28 protein-coding genes are annotated in these 24,770 nt (G+C 68.8%); 16 read left to right on the top strand and 12 right to left on the bottom strand.

What is annotated here, in order from left to right; all coding sequences use genetic code 11:
• Positions 1-57 precede the first annotated feature (57 nt).
• Positions 58-453: a VOC family protein gene (locus H4281_RS04525; protein WP_182889614.1), complete on the top strand. Its 396-nt coding sequence runs from the start codon at positions 58-60 to the stop codon at positions 451-453.
• 16 nt (positions 454-469) lie between these two features.
• Positions 470-1,177, top strand: coding sequence for a nucleotidyltransferase domain-containing protein (locus tag H4281_RS04520; RefSeq protein WP_182889613.1), 708 nt, complete (start codon positions 470-472; stop codon positions 1,175-1,177).
• 385 nt (positions 1,178-1,562) lie between these two features.
• On the opposite strand, the gene H4281_RS04515 is transcribed toward H4281_RS04520, so the two are convergent.
• Positions 1,563-2,279: a CDP-alcohol phosphatidyltransferase family protein gene (locus H4281_RS04515; protein ID WP_182889612.1), complete on the bottom strand. Its 717-nt coding sequence runs from the start codon at positions 2,277-2,279 to the stop codon at positions 1,563-1,565.
• 33 nt (positions 2,280-2,312) lie between these two features.
• On the opposite strand from H4281_RS04515, the gene H4281_RS04510 reads away from it, so the two are divergent.
• The 3 genes from H4281_RS04510 to H4281_RS04500 are packed head-to-tail and all read left to right on the top strand — an operon-like array spanning position 2,313 to position 4,431.
• Positions 2,313-3,287, top strand: a complete 975-nt coding sequence (locus H4281_RS04510; protein WP_182889611.1) for a zinc-dependent alcohol dehydrogenase — start codon at positions 2,313-2,315, stop codon at positions 3,285-3,287.
• Positions 3,288-3,298: 11 nt separating this feature from the next.
• On the top strand, positions 3,299-3,697 hold the full coding sequence (locus H4281_RS04505; protein WP_037811036.1) for a 6-pyruvoyl trahydropterin synthase family protein: 399 nt from the start codon (positions 3,299-3,301) through the stop codon (positions 3,695-3,697).
• Entirely contained in the window at positions 3,694-4,431 is a 738-nt protein-coding gene (locus H4281_RS04500) for a class I SAM-dependent methyltransferase (RefSeq protein WP_182889610.1), read from the top strand. Before H4281_RS04505 ends, H4281_RS04500 begins: the two co-directional genes overlap by 4 nt.
• Here the strand turns inward: H4281_RS04500 and H4281_RS04495 are convergent.
• From H4281_RS04495 to H4281_RS04480, 5 genes are all read right to left on the bottom strand, one after another.
• On the bottom strand, positions 4,414-5,379 hold the full coding sequence (locus H4281_RS04495) for a DNA polymerase domain-containing protein (RefSeq protein WP_182889609.1): 966 nt from the start codon (positions 5,377-5,379) through the stop codon (positions 4,414-4,416). The two genes, H4281_RS04500 and H4281_RS04495, sit on opposite strands and share 18 nt — an antisense overlap.
• Before the next feature lie 77 nt (positions 5,380-5,456).
• Positions 5,457-6,236: an oxygenase MpaB family protein gene (locus H4281_RS04490; RefSeq protein WP_182889608.1), complete on the bottom strand. Its 780-nt coding sequence runs from the start codon at positions 6,234-6,236 to the stop codon at positions 5,457-5,459.
• 42 nt (positions 6,237-6,278) lie between these two features.
• Positions 6,279-7,322 carry a cytochrome P450 gene (locus H4281_RS04485; protein WP_312872049.1) on the bottom strand — a complete coding sequence of 348 codons (1,044 nt, stop codon included), beginning with the start codon at positions 7,320-7,322 and terminating at the stop codon, positions 6,279-6,281.
• A gap of 76 nt (positions 7,323-7,398) precedes the next feature.
• Positions 7,399-7,476: a tryptorubin family RiPP precursor gene (locus H4281_RS46750; protein WP_369333442.1), complete on the bottom strand. Its 78-nt coding sequence runs from the start codon at positions 7,474-7,476 to the stop codon at positions 7,399-7,401.
• Positions 7,477-7,679: 203 nt separating this feature from the next.
• Positions 7,680-8,555, bottom strand: coding sequence for a LysR family transcriptional regulator (locus H4281_RS04480; protein ID WP_182889607.1), 876 nt, complete (start codon positions 8,553-8,555; stop codon positions 7,680-7,682).
• 70 nt (positions 8,556-8,625) lie between these two features.
• On the opposite strand from H4281_RS04480, the gene H4281_RS04475 reads away from it, so the two are divergent.
• Positions 8,626-9,768 carry an FAD-binding oxidoreductase gene (locus H4281_RS04475; protein ID WP_182889606.1) on the top strand — a complete coding sequence of 381 codons (1,143 nt, stop codon included), beginning with the start codon at positions 8,626-8,628 and terminating at the stop codon, positions 9,766-9,768.
• A gap of 1 nt (position 9,769) precedes the next feature.
• Here H4281_RS04475 and H4281_RS04470 read toward each other — a convergent pair whose 3' ends face one another.
• Positions 9,770-10,174: a nitroreductase family deazaflavin-dependent oxidoreductase gene (locus H4281_RS04470; RefSeq protein WP_037811027.1), complete on the bottom strand. Its 405-nt coding sequence runs from the start codon at positions 10,172-10,174 to the stop codon at positions 9,770-9,772.
• Between the two features lie 86 nt (positions 10,175-10,260).
• On the opposite strand from H4281_RS04470, the gene H4281_RS04465 reads away from it, so the two are divergent.
• A complete protein-coding gene (locus H4281_RS04465) occupies positions 10,261-10,710 on the top strand; it encodes a MarR family winged helix-turn-helix transcriptional regulator (protein ID WP_182889605.1) in 450 nt (149 codons plus the stop codon).
• 32 nt (positions 10,711-10,742) lie between these two features.
• Here the strand turns inward: H4281_RS04465 and H4281_RS04460 are convergent, their stop codons facing one another.
• Positions 10,743-11,357: a GNAT family N-acetyltransferase gene (locus H4281_RS04460; RefSeq protein WP_237597358.1), complete on the bottom strand. Its 615-nt coding sequence runs from the start codon at positions 11,355-11,357 to the stop codon at positions 10,743-10,745.
• A gap of 202 nt (positions 11,358-11,559) precedes the next feature.
• Here H4281_RS04460 and H4281_RS04455 point away from each other — a divergent pair, with 202 nt between their 5' ends.
• Positions 11,560-12,408: a PaaX family transcriptional regulator gene (locus H4281_RS04455; RefSeq protein ID WP_182889603.1), complete on the top strand. Its 849-nt coding sequence runs from the start codon at positions 11,560-11,562 to the stop codon at positions 12,406-12,408.
• Here the strand turns inward: H4281_RS04455 and H4281_RS04450 are convergent.
• Positions 12,398-12,790: a RidA family protein gene (locus tag H4281_RS04450; protein ID WP_182889602.1), complete on the bottom strand. Its 393-nt coding sequence runs from the start codon at positions 12,788-12,790 to the stop codon at positions 12,398-12,400. The genes H4281_RS04455 and H4281_RS04450 overlap by 11 nt on opposite strands.
• A gap of 67 nt (positions 12,791-12,857) precedes the next feature.
• Here H4281_RS04450 and H4281_RS04445 point away from each other — a divergent pair, with 67 nt between their 5' ends.
• Both H4281_RS04445 and H4281_RS04440 read left to right on the top strand, forming a co-directional pair.
• On the top strand, positions 12,858-15,209 hold the full coding sequence (locus H4281_RS04445; protein ID WP_182889601.1) for a bifunctional salicylyl-CoA 5-hydroxylase/oxidoreductase: 2,352 nt from the start codon (positions 12,858-12,860) through the stop codon (positions 15,207-15,209).
• A complete protein-coding gene (locus tag H4281_RS04440; RefSeq protein ID WP_182889600.1) occupies positions 15,206-16,351 on the top strand; it encodes an acyl-CoA dehydrogenase family protein in 1,146 nt (381 codons plus the stop codon). The genes H4281_RS04445 and H4281_RS04440 overlap by 4 nt, the downstream gene beginning before the upstream one ends.
• A gap of 97 nt (positions 16,352-16,448) precedes the next feature.
• Here the strand turns inward: H4281_RS04440 and H4281_RS04435 are convergent, their stop codons facing one another.
• Positions 16,449-17,177, bottom strand: a complete 729-nt coding sequence (locus tag H4281_RS04435) for a DUF2306 domain-containing protein (RefSeq protein ID WP_182889599.1) — start codon at positions 17,175-17,177, stop codon at positions 16,449-16,451.
• A gap of 249 nt (positions 17,178-17,426) precedes the next feature.
• On the opposite strand from H4281_RS04435, the gene H4281_RS04430 reads away from it, so the two are divergent.
• Entirely contained in the window at positions 17,427-18,644 is a 1,218-nt protein-coding gene (locus H4281_RS04430) for a glycoside hydrolase family 16 protein (RefSeq protein ID WP_182889598.1), read from the top strand.
• 298 nt (positions 18,645-18,942) lie between these two features.
• Here H4281_RS04430 and H4281_RS04425 read toward each other — a convergent pair whose 3' ends face one another.
• Positions 18,943-19,620 (bottom strand): GntR family transcriptional regulator, encoded by a 678-nt coding sequence (locus H4281_RS04425; protein WP_182890208.1) that lies wholly within the window; start codon positions 19,618-19,620, stop codon positions 18,943-18,945.
• Positions 19,621-19,768: 148 nt separating this feature from the next.
• Between H4281_RS04425 and H4281_RS04420 the strand changes: the two genes are divergently transcribed.
• From H4281_RS04420 to H4281_RS04400, 5 genes are read left to right on the top strand one after another with little or no spacing between them, the layout of a single operon-like run.
• Positions 19,769-21,028, top strand: coding sequence for an MFS transporter (locus H4281_RS04420; RefSeq protein ID WP_182889597.1), 1,260 nt, complete (start codon positions 19,769-19,771; stop codon positions 21,026-21,028).
• A complete protein-coding gene (locus H4281_RS04415) occupies positions 21,025-21,819 on the top strand; it encodes a putative hydro-lyase (protein ID WP_182889596.1) in 795 nt (264 codons plus the stop codon). The genes H4281_RS04420 and H4281_RS04415 overlap by 4 nt, the downstream gene beginning before the upstream one ends.
• Before the next feature lies 1 nt (position 21,820).
• On the top strand, positions 21,821-22,570 hold the full coding sequence (locus H4281_RS04410; protein ID WP_182889595.1) for a LamB/YcsF family protein: 750 nt from the start codon (positions 21,821-21,823) through the stop codon (positions 22,568-22,570).
• Positions 22,567-23,181 (top strand): 5-oxoprolinase subunit B family protein, encoded by a 615-nt coding sequence (locus H4281_RS04405; RefSeq protein ID WP_182889594.1) that lies wholly within the window; start codon positions 22,567-22,569, stop codon positions 23,179-23,181. The genes H4281_RS04410 and H4281_RS04405 overlap by 4 nt, the downstream gene beginning before the upstream one ends.
• Positions 23,178-24,053 carry a 5-oxoprolinase subunit C family protein gene (locus H4281_RS04400; protein WP_182889593.1) on the top strand — a complete coding sequence of 292 codons (876 nt, stop codon included), beginning with the start codon at positions 23,178-23,180 and terminating at the stop codon, positions 24,051-24,053. Before H4281_RS04405 ends, H4281_RS04400 begins: the two co-directional genes overlap by 4 nt.
• Here the strand turns inward: H4281_RS04400 and H4281_RS04395 are convergent.
• Positions 24,022-24,648 (bottom strand): alpha-ketoglutarate-dependent dioxygenase AlkB family protein, encoded by a 627-nt coding sequence (locus H4281_RS04395; protein ID WP_182889592.1) that lies wholly within the window; start codon positions 24,646-24,648, stop codon positions 24,022-24,024. The genes H4281_RS04400 and H4281_RS04395 overlap by 32 nt on opposite strands.
• Between the last annotated feature and the right edge of the window lie 122 nt (positions 24,649-24,770).

Genomic DNA, 24,770 nt, shown 5'->3' with positions numbered 1-24,770 from the left:
AAACTTCTTGTCAATGCCACGTTCGGACCTGAACCCAACCCGCGAAAGGGCAGTCCGATGACCGATCTCGTCCCGTTCCTGATGTTCCAGAAGCGCGACGCCGCCGAGGCGATGTCCTTCTACACCTCGCTGTTCCCCGGCGACTCCGTGCTGTCCGAGGAGCGCTACGGCGCCGACGGCCCCGGCCCGGAGGGAACGATCGTGATGGCCGAGTTCACCGTCGCCGGGCAGCGGGTGCGGTGCAGCGACAGCTTCATCCAGCACGGCTTCGATTTCACGCCGTCCACCTCGCTGTTCGTCACGGTGGACTCGACTGACGAACTCAAGCGGACCTACGAGGCACTCGGCGAGGGCGGCGGAACCCTGATGCCGCTCGACGATTACGGCTTCGGCCCGTTCGCCTGGGTGAACGACCGGTGGGGCGTGTCGTGGCAGTTGAGTGCGAAGGGCTGAGGCACTGAACCGAGCGATGGACCCGCGCAGGCGCGAGCCGGCCGCCGCCGCCGGCGAGCTCGCCCGTCGGTTGTTCGCGGACGCCCGGGTCGTGATCGTCGGCGGCAGTGTGCTGACCGACCGGCGCACGGCGACGTCCGATCTCGACCTCGTGGTGGTCACCGGACCCCGCGACGCCCCGCGCCGGCAGTCGTTCACCTGGGAAAACTGGCCTGTGGAAGCACTGGTGCACGACGAAGAAACCTTGCGCGCCTATTGCGCCGACAATCTGGCCCGCCGCTGGCCAGGCATCCCCCGGCTCATCGCCGAGGGAGCGCTCGTGGCCGACGACGGCCTCGGTGCCCGGCTGCAAACCGAGATGCGGCAACGCCTGGCCGCGGGACCCGCCGCCGCGACGTCAAGCGAACTCGACGCGCAGCGATACGAACTCACCGACCAGCTCGACGACCTGACCGGAGCCGACGACCCGGCCGAGATCGCCTTCATCGCCGCCCGGGTGCTGACCAAGACAGCGCAACTCGCCCTGCTGGCCGGTCAGCATTGGCAAGGCACCGGCAAATGGCTGTGGCGCGAACTGCGCGAGCACGATCCCCGTCTGGCCGAACAGCTGGCCACTGCCTTGCCGGACGCGCCTCGGCTCGGCGCGGTCGCCCGTGCGGTGCTTGACCGCGCTGGCGGACCGCTGCGGGATGGATACCGGATCACCGATCCCCGTTGTCCTTGACCGCGGAGTGGCCAGCAAGATACGTGTACGGTTTCTTTTTGCGATCGCTAATCGCTGCGGATCCGCAGCTCGAGAGCAATTCCGTCCACTATTGACGTGACGCCAGATACCGCGAAGAGAAATACGACCCGGTGACCCACGGACGGGTTAAGCAGTGCTATTCAGACCCCGCTATGGTGGGCATTGGGAGGTTGGCAATCAGCCTGAGGGGGGCCGATACCGCATCCCGGGGCCAGCCGCTTCACCTGCAGTAGTTCCGCTTGGACGGCACTGCGCGGGGCAAGCGGCTGGCCCTTGTGCCGTACTTCGAAATCAAGAGCCACGACAGTGTTTCCGACACCGAAACGTTGAGGCCAGAAGAATCGCCGCAACGGAATTCGCGAACCTAGGCGGCACGGTTCCGGTACAGCCACCACCCGTCGCGGCCGAATGACCAGCTCAGCATCGCCACCGAAATACCCGCCAAGACCCCCGGTGCGACTCCCGCAACCGCGGCGGTCAGGGCGATTCCCTGCAAAGCCGCCACTGCCTTCCGGGCCCGGCTGGGGCGCAGCGGGGCACGGAGCCACGGCCACAGCCGGGCCGCGGCGACGAAGGCGTACCGCATCAGGCCAATCACCAGGACCCACGGGCCGACCGTGGTGGCGGCCAGGACACTCAGCACCAGGATCAGGAAAGCGTCCGCTTCCATGTCGAAGCGGGCGCCCAGCGCGGAGACGGTACCGGTGCGGCGGGCGACGTATCCGTCGAGTGCGTCCAGGGCCAGGGCGACCGCGGCGATGGGGACGATCAAGGTCAGCGCCGGGTGCCCGCCCAGGCGGTCGGCGACCAGGGCGGTCACGGTGCCGATCAGGGCCGCTCGGGCGAGGGTCACCTGATCGGCGGGGCCCAGGCGGTACACCCGGATTCGCCAGGCACCCTGGGTGAGCAGCACTAACAGGCCGAGGAGGTACGCCACGCCGACTGCCCAGCCGGCCAAGCCGAGGCCGGTCGTGACCGTCAGCAGGGTCAGCAGGGCGAGTTGCGCCAGCAGCGCGGGGGCCTGCTGGACGACCGTTGAACCCAGCTCGGCCGGGGTTCGTGTACAGGTGGAGACAGCCATTTCTCCTCGATCCGGCAGCAACGGAGGACAACCTTGACACGGGCGGCGCAGGCCTTCTGGTTCACTTCGGCCGCGGGCGGGGAGCTCCGATCGGCCGAGGTGGCTGCTCCGGGAGCCGGCGAAGTGCTGGTCCGAACGCGTTTTTCGGCGTTGAGCCGCGGCACGGAAAGTCTCGTGCTGCGCGGCGGGGTGCCGGAGAGCCAGCACGGCATCATGCGCGCGCCGTATCAGGAGGGCGACTTTCCGTGGCCGGTCAAGTACGGCTACCTGAACGTCGGCGAGGTCCTTTCCGGACCGCCGGAGCTGACCGGCCGCACGGTGTTCTGCCTCTATCCACATCAGACCGAGTACGTGGTGCCCGCGTCGGCGGTCACAGTGGTGCCGGACGACGTCCCCGCGGCGCGGGCGGTGCTCGCCGGGACGGTCGAGACCGCGGTGAACGCGCTCTGGGACGCGGCACCGCTGGTCGGCGACCGGATCGCAGTGGTCGGGGCAGGGATGGTCGGCTGCAGTGTCGCGCGGCTGCTGTCCCGGTTTCCCGGCGTTGACGTCCAGCTCGTCGACCCCGATCCGGACCGCGCGGAGGTCGCGGACGCGTTCGGCATCCGTTACACCGCCCCGGAAACCGCGACTGGCGACCTCGACCTCGTGGTGCACGCCAGCGCGACCGACGCCGGGCTCGCGCGTTCGCTGGAACTCCTCGGCAACGAGGGCACGGTGGTCGAGCTGAGCTGGTACGGCGACCGTCAGGTGTCAGTGCCGCTCGGAGAGAACTTCCATTCGCGACGACTCACTGTGCGCGGCAGCCAGGTCGGTACCGTCTCGCCGGCTCGCGCGGCGCGGCGCGGTTACGGCGACCGGATGGCGCTGGCGTTGCGGCTGCTCGCGGACCCGGCGTTCGACGCGCTGATCACCAGCGAATCCACCTTCGCCGAACTGCCGGACGTCGCGGCGCGGCTAGCGGACGGAACGCTGCGCGGACTGGCTCACCGGATCACCTACCCGTAAAGGAGAACGCGTTGTTCAGTGTCACCGTGCGCGATCACATCATGGTCGCCCACAGTTTCCGCGGCGAGGTTTTCGGCCCGGCGCAACGCTTGCACGGCGCGACGTTCGTGGTCGACGCGACGTTCCGGCGGTCCGAATTGGACTCGGACAACATCGTCGTCGACATCGGGCTCGCGACTCAGCAGCTCGGCGCGGTGCTCGCTGACCTGAACTACCGGAATCTGGACGACGAACCCGATTTCGCCGGGATCAACACGTCGACGGAATACCTCGCCAAGGTGATCGCCGACCGGCTCGCGGACCGGATCCACGCCGGAGAACTCGGCGAGAACGCCCGCGGACTGGCCCAGATTTCAGTGACCCTGCACGAATCCCACGCCGCTTCGGCCGGATACGAGCGCTCCTTGTGACCACAGTGGACTCTTCCGGTTACGCGCCGGAATGGCTGCGGCTCAGAGAGCCAGCCGACACCGCGGCCCGGGCGGCCGATCTGGTCGCCTTGCTCCCGGCCGGCCCGGCGGTCGTGCGCGACCTCGGCTGCGGGACCGGGGCGATGGGACGGTGGCTGTCCGGCCGGCTTCCGAAACCGCAGCGGTGGATTCTGCACGACCAGGACCCGCGGCTGCTCGAGATCGCCGCACGCAGTCTTCCGCCGGGGATCAGCGTCGAGACGGAGCAAGCCGATGCGACTCGGCTGAATCTGACCGGCACTTCTTTGGTGACAGCTTCCGCGCTGCTGGATCTCCTTGCCAAGGAGGAGATCCAGCGATTAGTGAAGTCCTGTGTGGACGCACAAAGCCCGGCACTGTTCACGTTGTCCGTGACCGGATCGGCTCGAATCACGCCGGCGGACGCAGCGGACGAAGCACTCAACAACGCCTTCAACGACCACCAACGCCGCGCCGGAAAGCTAGGCCCAGAAGCCGCCGCCTTCACCGCGGCAGAGTTCACAAGGCACGGCTGGACCGTCCACACCAGACCGTCACCGTGGCAGCTCGGCCCGGAACACCGCGAACTCATCGACACCTGGTACCGCGGATTCGTCGCCGCGGCACGAGAACAGCAACCCGACCTGGCGGTACCCGAGGACCGGCAGATCACCGAGGTCACCGTGCACCACCAGGATCTACTCGCTCTCCCCTGATTCCCGGCGCGCCCGGGCCCGGCGTTTGCCCTCGTGCATCGCCGCGACCCGGGCGACCGGGATCGTGTGCCCCTCGGCGACGAGATCCGCCGGAAGTTCCTGCGGTTCCGGCAATTCCTCCGCCCACGGATCAGCGTTGCCCAACAGCTCCACCGCGGTCTTCACCGTGAAATCCGCCGGTGTGACGTTGTCCGCATCGGCCCAGCGGACCGGGAACGACACCGGTGTGCCCGGCCGGATCCGCGGGCTGTAAACCGCCGCCACGGTCGCCCCTCCCGCACGGGTCGAATCGAGAAACACCTTGCCGTGCCGGTCTTCCCGGATGAACGCCGTGGTCGCCAGCCGCGGATCGATCCGTTCCGCTCGCGCACCGACCGCCCGGGTCGCCGCCGCGACGTCCTCGAAAGACAGACCGGGAACCAGCGGCACGAACACGTGCACGCCCTTGGACCCGCTGGTCTTCAACGCACCGGCGAGCCCGGCGTCGGCCAACGCCTGCCGCACCAGCCGAGCCGCCGCCACCGCGACGCTGAAGTCCGCGCCGTCGGGCGGATCGAGGTCCATGATCAGATCGGTCTGGCCGATCGGATCCACCCGGGTCAGCGCGGGATGCAATTCGACCGCGCGCTGGTTGCCGAACCACAGCAGCGTCCGGCGGTCGTTGCACAGGCCGTAGGTGACTGTCCGTTGTGAACTCTCCGCCCACAGTTTCGCCCGCGGCACCCACTCCGGCGTGTATTTCGGCAGGTTCTTCTGCATGAACGCGTCCTGTCCGCGCAGCACGCGCATCACCGACAGCGGACGATCGCGCAGCACCGGCAGCAACCGGTCCGAAACGGCGTCGAAGTAGTCGACGAGGTCGCGCTTGGTCACCCCGGCGTCGGCGAACAGCTCCTGGTCAAGGTTGGTCAGGGAAACCCCTTCGCGCACCTCATCCGCTTTGCTCATGCTGCCTCCGCGGCAGAAAGTACGTCGGCAGTGGCCATCCGCCAACCCTTGCCGACCGGCGCAGTCCGGTCAACCGCTTAGACGAGCGGTTTTCCTTTCCGCAACCGCCGCCGGAAGTCCGCGAGGCACGCGTCATAAGGGAAACGCCGCGCCCGCACCGGAAGCGGTTCGACCATTCGGCCGATCCCGCGCATCAGCCGATCGAACCGGCGCTGCTGCGCGGCCGACCACGGCAGCCGCATCTGCTCGCGGAACACTTCCGGCAGGAAGCCGGTCGTGACGAAGCGGTGGAACCGTCCGAAGAGGAACGAGAATGGCCGCGGCAGGAATTCCAGATTCGCGATGGCGGTGAGGTACTCGCGGAGCCGGTCGTCGATGTCCACTTGGGCCAGTCCGTCCGCCCAGTACGCGGCGAAGTCCTCCGGCCAGTCTTCCGGACGCACCTGCAGCGTCGTGCCCAGCACCGCGGCCTCGGCGTACCACGATTCCGGAGCGGGCCGGCCGAGAAACACGCGATGCACGTCCTCGACGCCATGGGCCAGACAGGCGGCGACCCACAGCTGCAGCTCCCGGTCGAAAGCCCGGTACCGCACCGGACTCGCCTCGGTCGAGACCACGTGTGCGTGCACCGAATTCACCGCTCGCCGGTACGCCGCCCGGTCCGCGTCGGTGCCCAGCACGGCGACCGCGAGGTAGGTGACGGTGGTGCGCGTGCGTTTCAGCGGATGCTTGAACAGATTCCCCGAGTCGATCCGGCTTTCCAGCACGCCGTACCCGACCGCGGGCCGGCCCAGCTGCATGATCACGTTCGCGCCGCCCGCGAGCAGGCTGACGCCGAGCACGCCGTCCTGGAGCATCCGTCCAGGGGAACGCCTCCGTTGACACGTTGTCAAGAGCCCTCAGGCACGTACGACCCGCACGTCCGAAACCTCCAGCAGCCCGTCCAGGTGCACCCGGGCCCGCGTTTGCGCCGGATCGACGATCAGACCGTCGCGCCGGACCAGGTCGAGGACGCGTTCCGCCAGCGGCAGCACCAGGTGCCGTCCCCAGCAGCGTTCGTTGCTGTGCCCGAACGGGAAGTAGCCGGGGTGGGTGTCCGGGTCGAGCGCGGCCCAGCGGCTCGGCCGGAACTCGTCGGGCGCGTCCCACAGTTCGGGGTCGCGGTGGCTGAGCAGCGGCAGCAGCAGGACGTCGTCGCCAGTGCCGATCCGGGCGTCCACCTCGGTGAACTCCGGCGAACGCACGCGCAGGATGTTCCACGACGGCGGCAGGAGGCGCAGTGCCTCGTTGAGCACGTACTCGGTCGGCACGTCGTCCTCCAGCGGCGAACTGAGCCACAGGGCGTTCGTGACCAGCGCGGCGACGGTGAAGCAGACCGGACCGGCCACGCGCCGGTAGAGGTACATCGCGAAGCGGCGCTGGTCGTAGGTGTCCGCTTCCAGCACCATCCGCGCCAAAGTGGACAGCGCGACCTCGGGCGCGGGCCGTCCCCAGAGCGCGGCTCCGGTGGCGACCGCCGCCCAGGTGATCTTCGGTGTCAGCTCCAACCGGCGGTCGACGAGAACCCGGAACCGCCGCTGTTCGCGGCCGAACACCAGGTCACGCAGGTAGTTGTGCGCCGTGGCGGGCCATGTCCCGGCGAGGTCGGCCCCGCCGAGCGGCTTTTTGAGCGCGGCACGCACGTCCGCGCCGACCGCGCGCATCAGCGCCGACGATTCCGGCCGCGTGACCACCCGGCCGCGCACCGGCTTGAACGTCGGCCGCTCCTCGGCGTTCGGCGGCCTGCTGCGCAGCAGCGCGTCCATCAACTCGGCCCCGGCGATGCCGACAGTGTCCGGTTCCAGCCGAAAGAAGGATTTCCCCCGATAACGGTCGAACAGTTCTTGAATCCGCGGCGCGAATACCACCTGCCGCACTTTGTTCCGTTCAGCGGGAATGGTCACGCACAACTCCTCTTGAGCGGCAAACCGGCCGGTTCCGGGGAATTCCGAAACCGGCCGGTCCCGTTTAACGGGACGGTCAGATCCAGCCGTACCAGGCATAAGACTTCAGACTCTTGCCCGGAAGGGCCTTGCGCACGAGACGAACAAGCTTCACGGAAATACCTCCGCCTTCTCCGGAACTTCGACCGCGCTCGCGGCCGATTCCGACAGTACGACGAATTTCCGCGAATTCGCGGCAAGACAACCTGAACGGCCCACTCGACCGGTTCTGTTCGGGAGTTCCCGGTCGTCGATTCGGGAATTCCGGCCCGAATTCCTTGGCGAGTCCGAGGCGGCGTGGGTATCCTTCGCCGCTCGCTAGAGCGCCGACTGGGCAAACTCGATGAGCGCCCGGGCCGCGGGCCCGGCCGGGCCGTTGGACCGCCACGCCAGCGCCAGCTGCCCGCGCAGTTCCGGCCGCAGCCGCAGGGTGTGCAGTTCCCCGGCGTAGTACCGGGCCAGCGATCGCGGGACCAGCGCCACCCCGAGGCCGCGCATCGCCAGCTTGGCCAGCACGTTCGGGTCGCTCGCCTCGATCGTCACCCGCGAACGCAGCCCGGCCGCGGCGAACCCGCGATCCAGCACGCCCCGCATACCGGTGCCCTTCGGCAGGCAGATCAGCGACCGTTCGGCCAGGTCGGCGAGGGTGAGCGAAGTACGGTCAGCGAATTCGTCACGCGGCGCGGTGACCGCGACCAGCTCCTCGTCGAGCACGATCTGAGCGGTCAGCCCGGCAGGCACGCCGTCGGCGAGGCCGATCACCGCGACGTCCATCCGGCCCTCGCGCAACGCCTCGATCATCAGATCGGAATTCGCTTCGCTGAGCGTGATTTCCACCCCCGGGTACCGCTCTGCGAACCCGGCCAGGAACTCCGGCAGCTCCACCGGTCCAAGAGAAGTCACCATCCCCATCGCCACCTGCCCGCGCACCAGCCCCTCGTGCTCGGCGACCGTCTCGCGCACCGCTGCCACCGCCGCGAGCGCGGCCCGGGCGTGCGGCAGCGCGGCCTCGCCGACGCCGGTGAGCCGTACCGTGCGCCCGGACCGGTCGAACAGCGGCTGCCCCAGCTCCCGTTCCAGTCGCCGGATCTGCGCGCTGACCCCGGGCTGCGCGACGTGCATCCGGGCCGCCGCGCGCGTGAAGTTGGCTTCCTCCGCGACCGCGACGAAGTACTCGAGCTGATGCAGTTCCATAACCAGTAATTCTAGCTGCTGGAACTAGTATCTCTTGGACTTATCACTGAAACGCCAGCACGCTGATGGCATGCAGACGTTCACCCCTGACCAGGCCGGTTACCGCGACGAGATCGCCGGGTTCCAGACCGGCATCACCTCAACCCCGCAACTGGTCGTCGCCGCCACCAGCGCGGACGACGTCGCCGCCGCGGTCCGGCTCGCGGCCGAGCGCGACCTGCCGGTTTCCGTGCAGGCGACCGGCCACGGGCTGCGCGCGCCTGCCGAGGGCGTGCTGATCTCGACGCGCCGGATGACCGGCGTGACCATCGATCCGGACCGCAAGGCGGCCCGCGTCGAAGCCGGAACCACCTGGGGCAGCGTCATCACCGCGGCCGCGGAGCACGGGCTCGCGCCGCTGAGCGGTTCGGCCCCCGGCGTCGGCGTGGTCGGCTACACCCTCGGCGGCGGTTTCGGTCTCCTCGGCCGGCACTTCGGACTGGCCTCGGACCGCGTCCGCTCCGCCGAGATCGTCCGTCCCGACGGCAGGCGCACGACCGGTCCGATCGACGCCGGGATCGTGACCTCGCTGGAGTTCGAACTGGTGCCAGTGACCACGCTTTACGGCGGCGGACTGTACTTCGACACCGCCAAGATCCCGGACGTCCTGCGCACCTGGCGCGACTGGACCCTCGACCTGCCGGACACCGTCGGCACCTCGGTCGCGATGGTGCCGTACCCGAATCTGCCGATGGTGCCGGAACCGTTGCGCGGCAAGCACATCGCGCACATCCGCGTGGCTTATCCCGGCATTGGCGGAGACGAGCTCGTCGCGCCGCTGCGTGCCCTCGGCCCGCTCCAGGAAACGCTGACCACGATGCCGTTCACCGATTCCGGGAAGATCGCCGCGGAACCGCCGAACCCGCACTCGTACCTCGGCGACAACCGCGTGCTGCCGGAGCTCCGGGACGACGTGCTGAGCACTGTGCTCGACCACGCCGGCCCGGACGCCCCGGTTCCGACTGTGCTGATCATCGATCTGCTCGGCGGCGCGTACCGGCACTCATCCGCACCGGACTTCACCGCTGATTCGCGCTACACCGTGCGCGCGCTGTCGATGATCGAACCGGACGCGGCGACCGTGCGGGCCGCGCACGCCAAGCTGTTCGCTCCGCTGGACCCGATGTCGACTGGACGGTTGCGGAGCTTCGTCTACGGACAGCCGCTGGACTGAGTCAGCGCTCGAGAACGAAGACCGGGATCAGCCGCTCGGTCTTCTTCTCGTACTCCGCGAAACCCTCCGCGTGCTCGACCATCTTGGCGTACAGCCGGTCGCGCTCGGCGCGGTCGGTCACGAGCTTCGCCTTCGCCGGGAACTTGTCGGTGCCGATCTCGACCGTGACGGCCGGGTTCGCGACGAGGTTGTGGTACCAGTCCGGGTTGGTGTCCGCGCCGCCCTTGGACGCGACGATCACGATCCGGTCGCCGTCAGTGGTGTACACCAGCGGGCTGACCCGCTGTTTGCCGCTTTTCGCGCCGGTGTGCGTGATCAGCACCATGTTCTTGCCCTCGAACATGCCGCCGACCTTGCCCGCGTTCGCGCGGAACTCGTCGATGATCTGCTGGTTCCAGTCCGACATCGGAAAACTCCCTGATTGATGATGTAACAACAAACCTAGGATCGCGCGAATCGGGCTGTCAACACACGCGCAGGTACTGTCGCGGCATGGCCACCGAATCCGGCCCGACCGTCGAGGACGGGGTCCGCGAACTGCTGCTGCTCATGCCCCGTCTCGTCGGGCGCGCGAAGCGGACGCCGCCGCCTCCGGAACTCGACGACGTCGCGCTCGCGCCGCGGCATTTGTCCCTGCTGGCCTACCTGTTGTTCGACGGCCCGATGACGGTCAACGAACTCGCCGGACGGCTCGAAATCGCGCCCACCACAGCGAGTCTGATGATCGGCGATCTGTCCCGGCAAGGCGTGCTGGAGCGCGCCGAGGACCCGGACGACCGGCGGCGCACCATCGTGAGCATCCACGCGGACAAGCGGCCCGCCGTGGACGCGTGGCTCGCACGCGGGGCGAAGGCGTGGGAGGCGGCACTGGCGCCGTTGAGTCCTGGCGAGCGGGCAGTGGTGATCAGGACGTTGCGGGCGTATGAGGAGTACGGGTCGTGAGTGGCAACGCCGGTTCTAACCGGTATTGCCACTCACGAGGCGACTAGCCACTGCGCCTGCGGTCCCGCACATTTCCGCGGCCAAGCGGCGTCGTGCTGATACCACCAGGCCTCGCAGGCCCGCCCGTCCGGCAGCGTGTACTGCGGCGGGCCCGGCACCCGGCGCAGTCCGGCCGCTTCCAGCGAACGGCCGCTCGCGACGTTGCCGACCTCCGCGCCCGCGCGCACCCGCGAAAGCCCGAGATGCTCATGCGCCAGCACCAGGCCCGCGGCGAACAGGTCGCGGCCGAATCCTTGCCCGCGATACCCCGGCGCGAGATAGCCGCCGGTTTCCGGGCCGCCGTCCTCGCCGGCGTGCACGCTCACGAGACCGGCGCAGCGGCCCGCCACGAGATCGATCGCGACGACGTCCACCGAATGCGGGTCCGGCGTGGTCCAGTCCGGTCCGGTGCCGGGGATGACGCGCAGCGCCTCGCCGCGCATCGGCTCGGCCACCACCGAATCGGGAAGCCAGCCGAGCCAGCGCTGCGCGGCCGGATCGCTGCCGCCCGCGACCGCCGCCGCGTACTCCCAGGCGGTGGGGGTGCGGAAAAGGAACCGGCCGAACGCGAAGGCATGTCCCCGGCGGTCGCAGGTGCGTTTTGCCATCAGCCGTCCGCGGCGGGTCAGCCGGCTCACCAAAGGTGCATTGCTCACAAACGCCATCGCGCCGGGAATGCTACCCCTCGCCAGTTGCCAATCCGACCGGAAGGCAGGCGGAGACGGTCCGCAGCCGATGTGCTCGCCGGAAACCCGTCTCCGCCTCTGGCGGTAGTCGGATTGGCAGCGAACCGCGCTGTATGGTGATCGGGTGACGGCCGTACCGGAAGCAGCCGACGTCGACGGCGGGCGCGCGACCCAGCCAAGGCACCTCATTGTGTCGGTCTACGGCGTGCATCACCAGGCGGGCGGCGAATGGCTTTCGGTCGCCTCGCTGATCGATTTGCTGGCCGCGGTCGGGGTCGACGAACCCGCCGTGCGGTCGTCGATTTCCCGGCTCAAACGGCGCGGCGTGCTCGAAGCGGTGCGCCGCGACGGAGCCGCCGGGTACGAATTGTCCGGTACCGCACTGGATTTGCTGCGCGAAGGCGACGAGCGGATCTTCCGCCGGGACCGCGCGAAGCTCGCCGACGGCTGGCTGCTCGCGGTGTTTTCGGTGCCGGAAGCCGAACGGCACAAGCGGCACGTGCTGCGGACACAGTTGTCGAGGCTCGGGTTCGGCACCGCGTCCTCAGGCGTCTGGATCGCGCCGGCGCACCTGTACGAGGTCACCGTCGGCACGCTGGAGCGGCTCGGACTCGCCGAGTACGCCGACCTGTTCCGCGCCGAGCACCTCGCCTTCGGCGACCCGCGCGAGAAGGTGCGCGAATGGTGGGACCTGGACCAGCTGGACGAGCTGTACACGGCGTTCCTCGAAGAACACGAAGCGGCGCTGCGCCGGTGGCAGCGCCGTCGCACGACGCCCGCCGACGAAGCATTCGCCGACTACCTGCGCGTGCTCACCGGCTGGCGGCGGATGCCGTATCTCGACCCGTGCTTGCCCGCGGAATTGCTGCCCGAGGGCTGGTCCGGCATCCGCGCCGCCGAGGTGTTCTTCACGCTGCACGACCGGCTCGAGGAAGCCGCCCGCACGCACCTGCGGCAGGTGCTCAGCGGTTGACCACCGCGTAGCCCTGCACTTCCACCAGCGCCTCGACGTCCCACAGCCGGTTGACGCCGATGCCCGCCATCGCCGGGTAATCCGCGCCGACCAGCCGCTTCCACACGCGGCCGATTTCGCGCGCGTGTGCCTGGTAGTCGTCCATGTCGACGATGTAGACGGTCAGGCCGCACAGGTCCGCGGGTTCGCCGCCGGCCGCGCGCAACGCGGTGAGCAGGTTGCCGAGCGCGCGCTCGAACTGCTCCACGACGCCGTCGCCGACGATCCGGTTGTCCGCGTCCAATGCGGTCTGTCCGGCGAGGAACACCAGCCTGCCCTGCGCCGCCACCGCGTGCGAGAACCCCGACGGCTTGCCCAGTTCGGGGGGATTGATCCGCTCCATGCCGGTGAGCGTAACCCATCTATCGTCTTCTTGACGACCGTAGGACAGACGACATACCCTGGTTCGCGTGCGGATTTCAGTAGTCGGCGGCGGGCCAGCGGGCCTCTACTTCGCCGTGCTCGCGAAACAACTCGGCCCGGACCACGAGATCACGGTCTGGGAGCGCAACGCGCCTGACGACACGTTCGGCTTCGGCGTCGTCTTCTCGGACGAGACGCTCGGCGGCATCGAGCACGCCGACTCGGCTGTGCACGAGGCGATGAGCCGGGAGTTCGCGCGCTGGGACGACATCGACGTGCATTACCGCGGCACCGTGTCAACTTCGGGCGGGCACGGCTTCGCCGCGATGAGCCGCAAACGGCTGCTCGCGATCCTGCAGCAGCGGTGTCGCGAAATGGGCATTGATGTCCGATTCCGCAGTGTCGCGCCGGATCCCGCCGAACTGGCCGCTTCCTCGGACCTCGTGGTCGCGGCGGACGGGGTGAATTCCGCGGTGCGCACGGCGTTCGCCGATTCGTTCCGGCCGAGCGTCGAGACCCGGCAGTGCCGCTACCTCTGGCTCGGCACCGACCTCGTGTTCGACGCGTTCAAGTTCTACGTGCTCGAAACCCCGCATGGCATCATGCAGGTCCACGGCTATCCGTACGGCCGGGACGGCAGCACGTTCATCCTCGAGATGCACGATGACGTGTGGCAGCGGGCGTTCGGTCCGATCGCCGCGACCGGACTCGGCCCGGGTGAAAGCGACGAGAAGTCGATCGAGCTGATCCGCGAGCTGTGCGGCGACATTTTCGACGGACATCAGTTGCTGGCCAACAACTCCAAGTGGGCCACCTTCGGCACGGTCCGCTGCGAAAGCTGGGTCCACGACAATGTCGTGTTGCTTGGCGACGCGGCACACACCGCGCATTTCTCGATCGGATCGGGCACGAAGCTCGCCATGGAGGACGCGCTCGCGCTTGCCGCGTGTCTGCACGAGCAGCCGAGTGTTCCGGAAGCCCTTGCCGCGTATGAAGAAGAGCGACGTCCAGTGGTCGCTTCTACGCAGCGTGCGGCGCAGGCGAGCCTGGAGTGGTTCGAGAATCTGGCGCAGTACACGCATCAGGAACCGGAACAGTTCGCGTTCAACCTGCTTACCCGCAGCCGTCGCGTCACCTACGACAACCTGAAGCTGCGGGACAAGGAATTCGCCGCCTCGCTGGACCAGTGGTTCGCCGATTCGCTCGGCACTTCCGTCGCGCCGCCGATGTTCCAGCCGGTGCGGATCGGTTCGCTCGAATTGCCGAACCGGATCATCGTGTCGCCGATGGACATGTACTCCGCGGTCGACGGCGTTCCCGGCGAATTCCACCTGGTGCACTTGGGAAGCAAGGCACTCGGCGGGGCCGGGATAGTCATGACCGAGATGATCTGCGTGTCCGCCGAAGGCCGGATCACGCCGGGCTGCCCCGGCCTGTACACCTCCGGGCAGGAAGCCGCGTGGCAGCGGATCGTCGAGTTCGTGCACCGCGAAACCCCGGCGAAGATCGGGTTGCAGCTAGGGCATTCCGGCCGCAAGGGCTCCACGAAACTGATGTGGGAAGGCATCGACGACCCGCTGCCGGAAGGCAACTGGGAGGTCTGCGCGCCGTCCGCGCTGCCGTACTCGCCGAACAACCAGACGCCGCGTGAGCTGTCCGTCGCCGAACTGGGCGAGATCCGGGACCAGTTCGTCTCGGCCGCGGAAGCTGCCGCACGCGCCGGGTTCGATCTGCTCGAACTGCACTGCGCACACGGCTATCTGTTGTCGTCGTTCCTGTCCCCGCTCACCAACCACCGCACCGATTCCTACGGCGGCTCCCCGGAAAACCGGCTGCGCTTCCCGCTGGAAGTCTTCGACGCGATCCGCGCGGTGTGGCCGGCCGACCGTCCGCTCACCGTCCGGATCTCCGCCACCGACTGGTTCGAAGGCGGCAACGACGCCGACGAAGCCGTCGCCATCGCGCAAGCGTTCGCCGAACACGGCGCGGCCGCGATCGACGTGTCGACCGGTCAGGTGGTCAGCGAGGAGAAGCCGAAGTTCGGCCGCAGCTACCAAACGCCGTACGCCGACCGGATCCGCAATGAAGTCGGCCGCCGCTATGGCACCGCGGTGATCGCCGTCGGCGCGATTTCCTCTTACGACGACGTCAACTCGCTCATCCTGGCGGGCCGGGCCGACCTGTGCGCACTCGGCCGCACCCACCTGTTCAATCCACAATGGACCCTGCACGCGGCCGCCGCGCAGGAGTATCCGGTGGCGTGGCCGAAACAGTGGGCAGCGGGCAAACGCCCGCCGCAAACCGGCCGCACCGACGGTCCAGAACCGCGGCTCGACCTGGTCCGCACCGGCGGCCACCAGACCGCCCATGCCCGCTGGCGACCGGAGGACGCCCGATGAACGCTTTCGCTTTCACTCCGGAACAGACCGCGTACTCCGCTTCCGTCCGGAAAATCGCCGCCGAACAGCTAGTCGACCTGGCCGCTGCCGGCGCCGAAGGCGCGGTCAACCGTCCACTGCTCAAGGCCATGGGCGCCCACGGTTTGCTCGCTCGACTGTTCCCCGGGGTCGAAAGCGGACAGCCGACCCGGCAAGCCGCCGCGACCGACCTGTGCTTGCTGCGCGAAGCTCTCGCCACGCAAAGCACCGAAGCCGAGACTGCCTTGGCATTGCAGGGTTTGGGCAGCTACCCGGTACTTCAGTCCGGTTTGGACGAGCAGGTCCAACGCTGGCTCCCCGCCGTAGCCGCCGGTGACGCCGTCGCCGCTTTCGCACTGACCGAACCGGACGCGGGATCCGACGCCGCCGCGCTGCAACTCGCCGCCGAACCAGACGGCGACGGCTGGCGGCTCACCGGCACGAAAATGTGGATCTCGAACGCCCCGGAAGCCGACTTCTACACGGTCTTCGCCCGCACGACTCCCGACGCCGGAGCACGCGGCGTCAGCGCCTTCGTCGTCCCCGGCGATCGCGCCGGACTCAGCGGCGAACACCTGGATTTGGTGAGCCCGCACCCGATCGGCACGGTGGTATTCGACGGCGTCCGGGTGAATCGCGACGAACTGCTCGGCGAGGAGAACCGCGGTTTCGCCGTAGCCATGCGGACTTTGGACCTGTTCCGTCCGAGCGTCGGCGCTTTCGCGGTCGGCATGGCACAAGCCGCCCTCGACGCGACCGTGGAGTACACAGCTTCGCGCGAGGCCTTCGGCGGCCCGTTGGTGAAGCAGCAAACTGTGGCACACACGCTGGCCGAAATGGCCACGCGAACGGAAGCCGGCCGCCTCCTGGTCTACGCCGCAGCAGCCGCTTACGACGCGGGCGAGCAGAATCTGGCCGGTCGCGCGGCGATGGCGAAGTTGTTCGCGACCGAGACCGCGCAATATGTGGTGGATCAAGCGGTGCAATTGCACGGCGCACGAGCACTGCGGCGCGGGCATTTGCTGGAGCATCTCTACCGGGAGGTCCGGGCGCCGCGCATTTACGAAGGCGCGTCCGAGATCCAGCGGACGATCATCGCGCGGTCGTTGCAGCGGCGCGGATGAGCCGGCATTCGGTGTACCCCTCGCACCGAATGCGTCCGCGCCGCCTGCTGGTTTTCTAACAAGCAGGCGGCGCGGACGACAAACTATTCAGCCAGGGCTAAACACTCGCGCGGCGGTTCGGCTTCCGGTCGAGCCACAGCTGCGCCGCGATCAGCGCGACCGTCCAGCTCACCCACGCCCCGAGCGCCGCGATCGACTGCCCCAGCGCGATTTCGCTGCCGCCGAACGTGGTGGCGAGCTGCGGTTCCAGGAAGATCGCCGCGATCGGGCCGATCAGCCGGTTGAGGATGATCGACATCGTCAGCGCGAAACTGCGGACCATCCAGCGCCGGTGATCGCCGAACCGGCGTTCGCGAGCGGCACGATAGCCCGCCCACGTCGTACCGAGCCACACCACGGCGAGCAGCACGTCACTGGCCCGGGTCACCGGCCCGAACGGAGTCGCCGCGCCGATCGTCAACGCCAGCAGCCCGGAGGGCAGCACGCCGGCGAACACGTACGCGCGGCCGGAGCAGCGGTGCAGCACCGGGTACTTCCGCCGGATCCACGGCCAGATCTGCAGCGCCGCGGTCACCATCGCGACCGATCCGAACACCACGTGCCCCACCAGGAACAAGTAGTGCGCGGGGAACGTCGACGGCACCCGTGACCGCGCCGGATCGAATGCCAGATACGGCGGCAGCGAATACGCCAGGAACGCGACCACCACCAGTCCCAACGGCCCCACCCACGGCCGCCGCCACCAGTGCTTCTTCGGCTCGACCCGTTTCGTTCGGTCCGCTGCGGGCGGCACCCGCGGTGGTCGAAGATCCGTCCCCGCCGTCATCTCGGCCTCTCTCCGTCGTCCGTTCTCGGCTGGCACTTCCGAACGTAGGACGGCGGCTGCCGGCGAACCATGGTGCCGACTGGCGTCACCGCGGTGGGGACAGCCTTACCCTCGGCCAGGTGACCCGCTGAACCGAGCGTGACCATTGCCGCAGAGGTCCAGACCAGGCATACTTCTCCTACTTTGTTGCCCGCCACAACAAAGCACTCCCTGGCTTTAGGTTCCTCCCCGAAACCGAGGTGACCACGCATGCCCAGTTTCCTCAGACGTCTCCCAACCGCACTCGCCGCGGCCGCGCTGCTGGCGCTCGGCCTCCAGGCCGCGCCCGCCGTACTGGCCCCGCCCACCGCGGCGGCCGCCGACAGTTTCACCGACGATTTCAACGGACCCGCCGGAGCCGCCGCCGACGCGTCGAAATGGACCTACGAAACCGGCGACAACAACGGAAACAACCACGAACGCCAGTGGTACACCGCGGGAGCCGCGAACGGCGCGCTCGATGGCCAGGGCCACCTGGTGATCACCGCGAAACGCGAAAACTCCGGGCACACCTGCTGGTACGGCACCTGCCAGTACACCTCCGCCCGGCTCAACACCGCCGGCAAATTCAGCCAGGCCTACGGGCACGTCGAAACCCGGATGAAGATCCCGCGCGGCCAGGGCATGTGGCCCGCGTTCTGGATGCTCGGCGGCGGAAACTGGCCTAACGACGGCGAAATCGACGTCATGGAGAACATCGGCCGCGAGCCGAACACCGTGCACGGCACCATCCACGGCCCCGGCTACTCCGGAGCAGGCGGCATCGGCGCGGCGTACAACGGTCCGGTCTTCGCCGACGCTTTCCACACCTACGCGGTCGACTGGTCGCCGAACAAGATCGTCTGGTCGGTCGACGGCAACGCCTACCAGACCCGCACCCCCGCCGATCTGAACGGCAACCGCTGGGTCTTCGACCATCCCTTCTACCTGATCCTGAACCTCGCGGTCGGCGGCGACTGGCCCGGTGATCCGGACGGCGGCACGCAATTCCCGCAGCAATTGGTCGTCGACTACGTGCACGTGACCACGAGCGGCACCGGCGGGTCGAGCGGCCGGATCATCGGCATCGGCGGCAAATGCGTCGACGTGCCCTGGGCCAATCCGGCGAACTTCACCCAGTTGCAGATCACCGACTGCAACGGCAACGCCGCGCAGGACTGGACGATCGGCGGCGACGGGACCATTCGCGCGCTCGGCAAATGCATGGACGTCAAGTACTCCGGCACCGCCGACGGCACCCCGGTCCAGATGTACGACTGCAACAACAGCGACGCACAGCAGTGGGTCGTGACCGCCGCGCACGACATCGTCAACCCGCACGCGAACAAGTGCCTCGACGCCGCCGGGGTCAGTTCGGCCAACGGGACGAAACTGCAGCTGTGGACGTGCACCGGGAACGTCAACCAGAAATGGTCGGTGAACCAGTAGTCGTCCACTATGGACACTGCGGACGAAGGAAGGACGGCGGGCCGTGACCTCCCCCCGGTGGCCACGGCCCGCCGCGGACACCGCGTGGGCCGGGCGGGAACCAAGGTCTTCCGCCCGGCCGTGGGCCGGCCTCCGCGCGTCGGCTGGGGGTCCCGGCGCCCGGGGCGGCACGCTCACGCGGCCCACTGCCGAAGGTAGCCAGGCCGCGTGCGCCGTGGAGCCTTCCCGGTGACAGGAGGGGCCGAACGGCCATTCTCGCTGCCTTCCCGGGCAAACCGGCCGGTTTCGGCCGAACCGCTCAGCGGGTCCCGGACAACTCCGCGTAGGCCTCGACCAGCTGCGCCTCGGCGTCGTCGAGGTAGCCGGCGAGCATCTCCGCCGCAGCGATCCCGTCGCCGGTCGCGAGCACGTCCAGGATTTCGTGGTTCCGCGGCAGATACCGCTCGTGAAAGCGGCGCGGGTCGGCCATCACGTGGAACACCAGCCGCAGCTCCGCGGCGAGCGCCTGCATCAGCTCGACGATGCGCTCGCTGCCGCTGAGCGCCGCCAGCTCCGCGTGGAAACGGATATTCGCGGTACCCAGGTCCTGCCATTGCGCCTGCTTCGCCGCGCGATCGCCGTCCGCGACGGTGCTGGCGATCTTCTCGTATGCCGCCGGCTTCTCGGTCACGTCGCGGACCGCCGCGCATTCGATGATCTTGCGGACGCGGTAGATGTCGCGGACGTCCCCGACGCTCGGCACCCGCACGAACACGCCGCGGTTCAGCTCGTGCACCAGCAGGCGTTCGTGAGTCAACAGCCGGAAAGCTTCACGGAGCGTGTTCCGCGAGACCCCGAGCGCGCTGCCGATGTCCTGCTCCGAAAGCCGTACTCCCGGCAGGAAGTACCCCTCGGAAACGCGCGTGCGCAGCACGCCCGCGACTCGCTCCGCGGTGCTCGTCCGGCCGAGCAGGCCGCGATCCGCTTCCAGGCCCATCGGCTCTCCGTCGGTGACCACGTCGCCCAGCGTAGCCAGCGGACGGTGAACAATAAAATGAGGGACTTGTGGAATTGTTGAACGATCCGTACGGTAGCGGCCATGTGACTCGTGCCACCATGAGTTCGTCCCCCTTGTGAGGTGCCCTATGAACGTCAACGTCGCCGACGGCACCGCGAACGCGGCCCGCCCGTTCGGCTGGTATCGCTCGCTCGGCCACAAGGGCCGCCGCGCCTTCCTCGGCGCGTTCGGCGGCTACGGCCTCGATTCGTTCGACTACCAGACCCTTCCCTTCGGCCTGGCCGCGATCACCGCCTACTTCGGCATCACGTCCGGCGAAGCGGGCCTGCTCAGCACCGTCACGCTGGTCGTGTCCGCGATCGGCGGCGTCGGAGCAGGCGTGCTCGCCGACCGCATCGGCCGCGTCCGCACGCTGCAGCTGACCATCGCGATGTACACGATCTTCACGGTGCTCTGCGGTTTCGCGCCCAACTTCGAAACGCTGCTGATCTTCCGCGGTTTGCAGGGCCTCGGGTTCGGCGGCGAATGGGCGGTCGGCGCCGCGCTGGTCGCCGAGTACTGCTCGGCCAAGTACCGCGGCCGCACGGTGGCGTTCGTGCAGAGCGCGTGGGCGGTCGGCTGGGGCCTGCTGGTGATCGTCTACACGGTGCTGTTCAGCGTCCTCGACCAGGACATCGCCTGGCGCGTGCTGTTCTGGGTCGGCGTGATTCCGGCGCTGCTCGTGCTGTGGGTGCGGCGCAGTGTCGAGGACGCGCCGGAAGCGTCCGCGCGCCGCGTCTCCGCGAAGGTCAAAGGCTCGCTCGCCGGGATTTTCCGGCCGGAACTCCTGCGCACCACGGTGTTCGCCGCGCTGCTCGCGACCGGCGTCCAGGGCGGTTACTACACGCTGTTCACCTGGATGCCGAAGTATCTGCAGAGCAGCCGCGGCCTGTCCGTGGTCAACACCGGCGGCTACTTCGCGCTGCTGATCCCTGGCGCGTTCATCGGCTACGTCTGCGGCGGCTACCTCACCGACCTGCTCGGCCGGAAGAAGACGTTCCTGCTGTTCTCCGTCGTTTCGGCGCTGCTGATCGTGCTGTTCGTGCAACTGCCCTACGGCGCGAACGGCCTGATGCTGCTGATCAGTTTCCCGCTCGGCTTCTCGACTTCAGCGATCTTCAGCGGCTTCGGCGCGTACCTCGCCGAGCTGTACCCGACCGCCCTGCGCGCCACCGGACAAGGCTTCACCTACAACTTCGGCCGCGCGGTCGGTGCCGCTTTCCCCGCCGTGGTTGGCTTTCTCGGCGCTGGCGGCGCGATCGTGCTCGGTGCGGTCGGCTACGCGATCGCCGCGGCAGCACTGCTCGGGCTGCCGGAAACGCGAGGCAAGGAATTGGTGGAGGCATGACCACTTCCTACGATCCGTCGACGCTCACCCCGGCCGAGGCCCGCGCGCTCTTCCGCGCCGGCACCGAACGCCCGACCACCGGCTGGGCCGACGGTTATGCCCAGACGAACCTGATCGCCGTCCCGGCGGACTGGGCCGACGACGTCCGCGAGTTCTGCGCCCGCAACCCGCGACCGTGCCCGGTGCTCGACGTCAGCGAACCCGGCGATCCGACCACGAAGCTCGCTCCCGGCGCAGACCTGCGCACCGATCTGCCGCGCTACCGGGTCTGGCACAACGGCGCGCTGACCAGCGAGATCACCGACACCACCGGGGTGTGGCGCAGTGACCTGGTCGCGTTCTCCATCGGCTGCAGCTTCAGTTTCGAGACGTTGCTGCGCGCCGCGGGCATCCCGCTGCGGCACGTGGAGCAGGGCCGCAACGTTTCGATGTACGTGACGAACCGGCAGTGCGAACCGGCTGGCCGGCTGAGCGGCCCGATGGTGGTGTCGATGCGGCAAATCCCGGAAACCCTGATCGGGGACGCTGTGCGCGTCACCGGCGCGATGCCCGCGGTGCACGGCGCTCCGGTGCACGTCGGAGACCCGGCTGAGCTGGGCATCGCCGACCTCGCCCGGCCGGATTTCGGCGATCCGGTCGACGCTCGGCCCGGTGACGTGCCGGTGTTCTGGGCCTGCGGCGTCACCCCGCAGGCGGCGCTGATGGCGTCGCGTCCGCCGTTCGCCATCACGCACGCCCCCGGGTACATGTTCTTGACCGACCGACCCGACCGCGATTACCAGGTGGGATGACATGGACCTCAACAGCGACCTCGGCGAAGGCTTCGGCGCCTGGACCATGGGCGACGACGAAGCCATGCTCGACATCGTGACCAGCGCGAACGTCGCGTGCGGCTTTCACGCGGGCGACGCGAGCGTGATGCGCCGCGTGTGCGAACGCGCGGCCGAACGCGGCGTCACCATCGGTGCGCACGTCGGCTACCGCGACCTGGCCGGCTTCGGCCGTCGCGCGCTCGACATCGCGCCGGAAGACCTCGCGGACGAAGTGCTGTACCAAATCGGCGCTCTCGACGCCTTCGCGCGCGCGGCGCACAGTTGCGTGCGTTACGTGAAGGCGCACGGCGCGCTCTACAACACCGCTGCGGTCGATCCGGAGCAGGCGGCTGCGCTTGTCGAAGGCGTACGGCGCTATCACACCGATCTGGCACTGCTGTGTCCTCCAGATTCCGAAATGCTGCGCGCAGCTCAAGCGGCGGGCGTGCCCGCGTACGCAGAAGCGTTCGCCGACCGCGCGTACACGCCGGAAGGACGACTGGTGTCGCGCAAACTGCCAGGCGCGGTGCTGCACGACGCCGACGAAGTCGCCGCGCGTGCGCTCACCATGGCGAACACCGGCGAAGTCGTCGACGTCGAGGGGAACAAGCTCACGCTGCGGGCGGATTCCCTGTGCGTTCACGGAGATACGCCCGGCGCGGTCGAGCTGGCCCGGCGGATTCGCGAGCTGCTCACCGAATCCGGCGTCGTGCTGAGGTCGTTCGGATGAGCCAGCCGAGCACTGTGTTGCGCTACGGCCGTTCCGCGTTGCTGGTGGAGGTCGACGACGTACTCGGGTTCCAGGCGGCTTGCGAAGCCGCTCAGCCTGAGGGCGTCGTCGAACTCGTGCCCGCCGCACGCACCCTGCTGGTCCGGTTCGACCGGACCAGCACCGATTCGGCCACACTGGCACGTTCGCTTGCTTCACTGTCCACAGTGGACGTATCGGAGCGCTCCGCGGACACCGTCACCTTGCAGGTGCGCTACGACGGCGCTGACCTGGCGGACGTCGCCGAGGCCATCGGGCTGTCGGTTTCCGAGGTCGTGCAACGGCATTCGGCAGCCACCTACGTCGCCGCGTTCTGTGGTTTCGCACCCGGTTTCGCTTACCTGACCGGCCTCGATCCGGTGCTGCACCTGCCGCGTCGCAGCACGCCGCGCACGCGCGTGCCCGCGGGTGCGGTCGCGATCGCCGGCGAATACAGCGCGATCTACCCGCATCCGTCGCCCGGCGGATGGAACCTGCTCGGCCATAGCGACGCCCAGGTGTGGGATGTCGGCCGCGAGCAGCCGAACCTGCTGGTCCCGGGCACCCGAGTGCGGTTCGAGGCGATTCGGTGACCGGAAAGATCGAGATCCTCGCGCCCGGTCCGTTCGCGACCGTGCAAGACCTCGGCCGTCCCGGATACGCGGCAGTCGGCGTCGGCCGGTCCGGCGCGGCCGACCGGGGTTCGCTGAAGCTGGCGAACCGGCTCGTCGGCAACCCGGAAACGCACGCGGCACTGGAGGTCACCCTCGGCGGCCTGCGGCTGCGGGTTTCGGAACACACCGTCGTCGCGGTCACCGGCGCACAGCTGCCGATCCGCGCTGGTGGACGTGCTGCGGCCGTCGGTGCACCGATCGTCCTGCGCCCTGGCGACGAACTCGAACTGGGCGTCGCGTCGCTCGGTCTGCGCAGCTACCTCGCGGTACGCGGCGGCCTCGACGTCCCGCCGGTGCTCGGCGCGCGAGCCACCGACACGCTGGGCAAACTCGGCCCGCCGGTCCTCGCCGCCGGGATGTCGCTGCCGATCGGTTCGGTGGTGCAGCGCAGCCCTTGCGTCGATCTCGCCCCGCTGCGCCGACTCGCGGAAGAACCGCTGCTGCGCTTGGAACCCGGACCGCGGCTGGACTGGTTCACCCCGTCCGCACTGTCCACTTTGCTCACTGGTGCCTACACCGTGACCAGTGACCTCGACCGCGTCGGCGTCCGGCTGGACGGCCCCGCGCTGACCCGTGCCCGTGTCGGCGAACTAGCCCCCGAAGCCGCCGTGCCGGGCGCGCTCCAGGTGCCGCCTTCCGGTGTGCCGATCTTGTTTCTGGCTGACCATCCGGTAACCGGCGGTTATCCCGTCGCCGCTGTCGTCGACGAGGACGACCTGGATCTCGCCGCCCAGCTCCGGCCCGGGCAGCGGGTCCGATTCACATTCCCGAAACTCGCAGCGTCAGATTGAGCCGTCCGGTCAGGCCAAGATCCGGATCCGCCGTGCCGGGCAGGGTTTTCGGCACGCCGTGGAACGCCAGCCGCGCCGGGCCGCCGAACACGAACAGGTCGCCCGAGCGCAGCTCGACATCGGTGTACGGCCGGTTCCGGTGCTCGGTGTTGCCGAAGCGGAACACGCAGGCGTCGCCGAGGCTCAGCGAGACCACCGGTTCCGTCGAATGCTCGTCTTTGTCCTGGTGCATGCCCATTTTCGCGGAGGCGTCGTAGTAGTTCACGAGCGCGACGTCGGGCTGGTAGTCCTCAGCTGGCCGGTCGTAGGCGGCGGCGAGCGCGCGGCGGCCGAGGTCGGCCAGCCAGTCGGGGAACGGCTCCACCGGCGAACCGTCCTCGCGCAGCCGGTCGTAGCGGTACGGCCGCCACTGCCAGCCCAGGCAGACCGTGCGCACCGACATCACGCCGCCGCCCGGCAGCCGGGTCGACCGGTAACCGCGCCAGCCACGACAGGCCGTGACGAGGTCGCGTTGTTCTTGAACGGTGAGCCAATCCGGGACGTGCACCGCGCCCGGGGTGATTTCCCGGCGCGGACGCGGCAGCAGCTCCATCACGCCACCTCGCGGCCGGTGGCCGCAGGAGTCACCCGGACGGGCGCTCCTGCGGCGGGTTCCCCTCGCCACTTGCCGCCAAGCTTCGGAGAATTCCACACCGCCTCGGCTCCCGCCAGACCTTG

The organism is Amycolatopsis dendrobii (assembly GCF_014145675.1).
Lineage (GTDB): Bacteria > Actinomycetota > Actinomycetes > Mycobacteriales > Pseudonocardiaceae > Amycolatopsis > Amycolatopsis dendrobii.
This window is presented reverse-complemented; position numbering and strand designations above follow the sequence as displayed.

Coding starts and splice junctions, on each gene's coding strand:
- H4281_RS04430 (WP_182889598.1), top strand. CDS start 17,427: ATGCCCAGTTTCCTCAGACGTCTCCCAACCGCACTCGCCGCGGCCGCG.
- H4281_RS04410 (WP_182889595.1), top strand. CDS start 21,821: ATGGACCTCAACAGCGACCTCGGCGAAGGCTTCGGCGCCTGGACCATG.
- H4281_RS04415 (WP_182889596.1), top strand. CDS start 21,025: ATGACCACTTCCTACGATCCGTCGACGCTCACCCCGGCCGAGGCCCGC.
- H4281_RS04425 (WP_182890208.1), bottom strand. CDS start 19,620: ATGGGCCTGGAAGCGGATCGCGGCCTGCTCGGCCGGACGAGCACCGCG.
- H4281_RS04435 (WP_182889599.1), bottom strand. CDS start 17,177: ATGACGGCGGGGACGGATCTTCGACCACCGCGGGTGCCGCCCGCAGCG.
- H4281_RS04525 (WP_182889614.1), top strand. CDS start 58: ATGACCGATCTCGTCCCGTTCCTGATGTTCCAGAAGCGCGACGCCGCC.
- H4281_RS04470 (WP_037811027.1), bottom strand. CDS start 10,174: ATGTCGGACTGGAACCAGCAGATCATCGACGAGTTCCGCGCGAACGCG.
- H4281_RS04495 (WP_182889609.1), bottom strand. CDS start 5,379: ATGAGCAAAGCGGATGAGGTGCGCGAAGGGGTTTCCCTGACCAACCTT.
- H4281_RS04520 (WP_182889613.1), top strand. CDS start 470: ATGGACCCGCGCAGGCGCGAGCCGGCCGCCGCCGCCGGCGAGCTCGCC.
- H4281_RS04475 (WP_182889606.1), top strand. CDS start 8,626: ATGCAGACGTTCACCCCTGACCAGGCCGGTTACCGCGACGAGATCGCC.
- H4281_RS04480 (WP_182889607.1), bottom strand. CDS start 8,555: ATGGAACTGCATCAGCTCGAGTACTTCGTCGCGGTCGCGGAGGAAGCC.
- H4281_RS04450 (WP_182889602.1), bottom strand. CDS start 12,790: ATGGAGCGGATCAATCCCCCCGAACTGGGCAAGCCGTCGGGGTTCTCG.
- H4281_RS04465 (WP_182889605.1), top strand. CDS start 10,261: ATGGCCACCGAATCCGGCCCGACCGTCGAGGACGGGGTCCGCGAACTG.
- H4281_RS04440 (WP_182889600.1), top strand. CDS start 15,206: ATGAACGCTTTCGCTTTCACTCCGGAACAGACCGCGTACTCCGCTTCC.
- H4281_RS04420 (WP_182889597.1), top strand. CDS start 19,769: ATGAACGTCAACGTCGCCGACGGCACCGCGAACGCGGCCCGCCCGTTC.
- H4281_RS04490 (WP_182889608.1), bottom strand. CDS start 6,236: ATGCTCCAGGACGGCGTGCTCGGCGTCAGCCTGCTCGCGGGCGGCGCG.
- H4281_RS04460 (WP_237597358.1), bottom strand. CDS start 11,357: ATGGCAAAACGCACCTGCGACCGCCGGGGACATGCCTTCGCGTTCGGC.
- H4281_RS04405 (WP_182889594.1), top strand. CDS start 22,567: ATGAGCCAGCCGAGCACTGTGTTGCGCTACGGCCGTTCCGCGTTGCTG.
- H4281_RS04515 (WP_182889612.1), bottom strand. CDS start 2,279: ATGGCTGTCTCCACCTGTACACGAACCCCGGCCGAGCTGGGTTCAACG.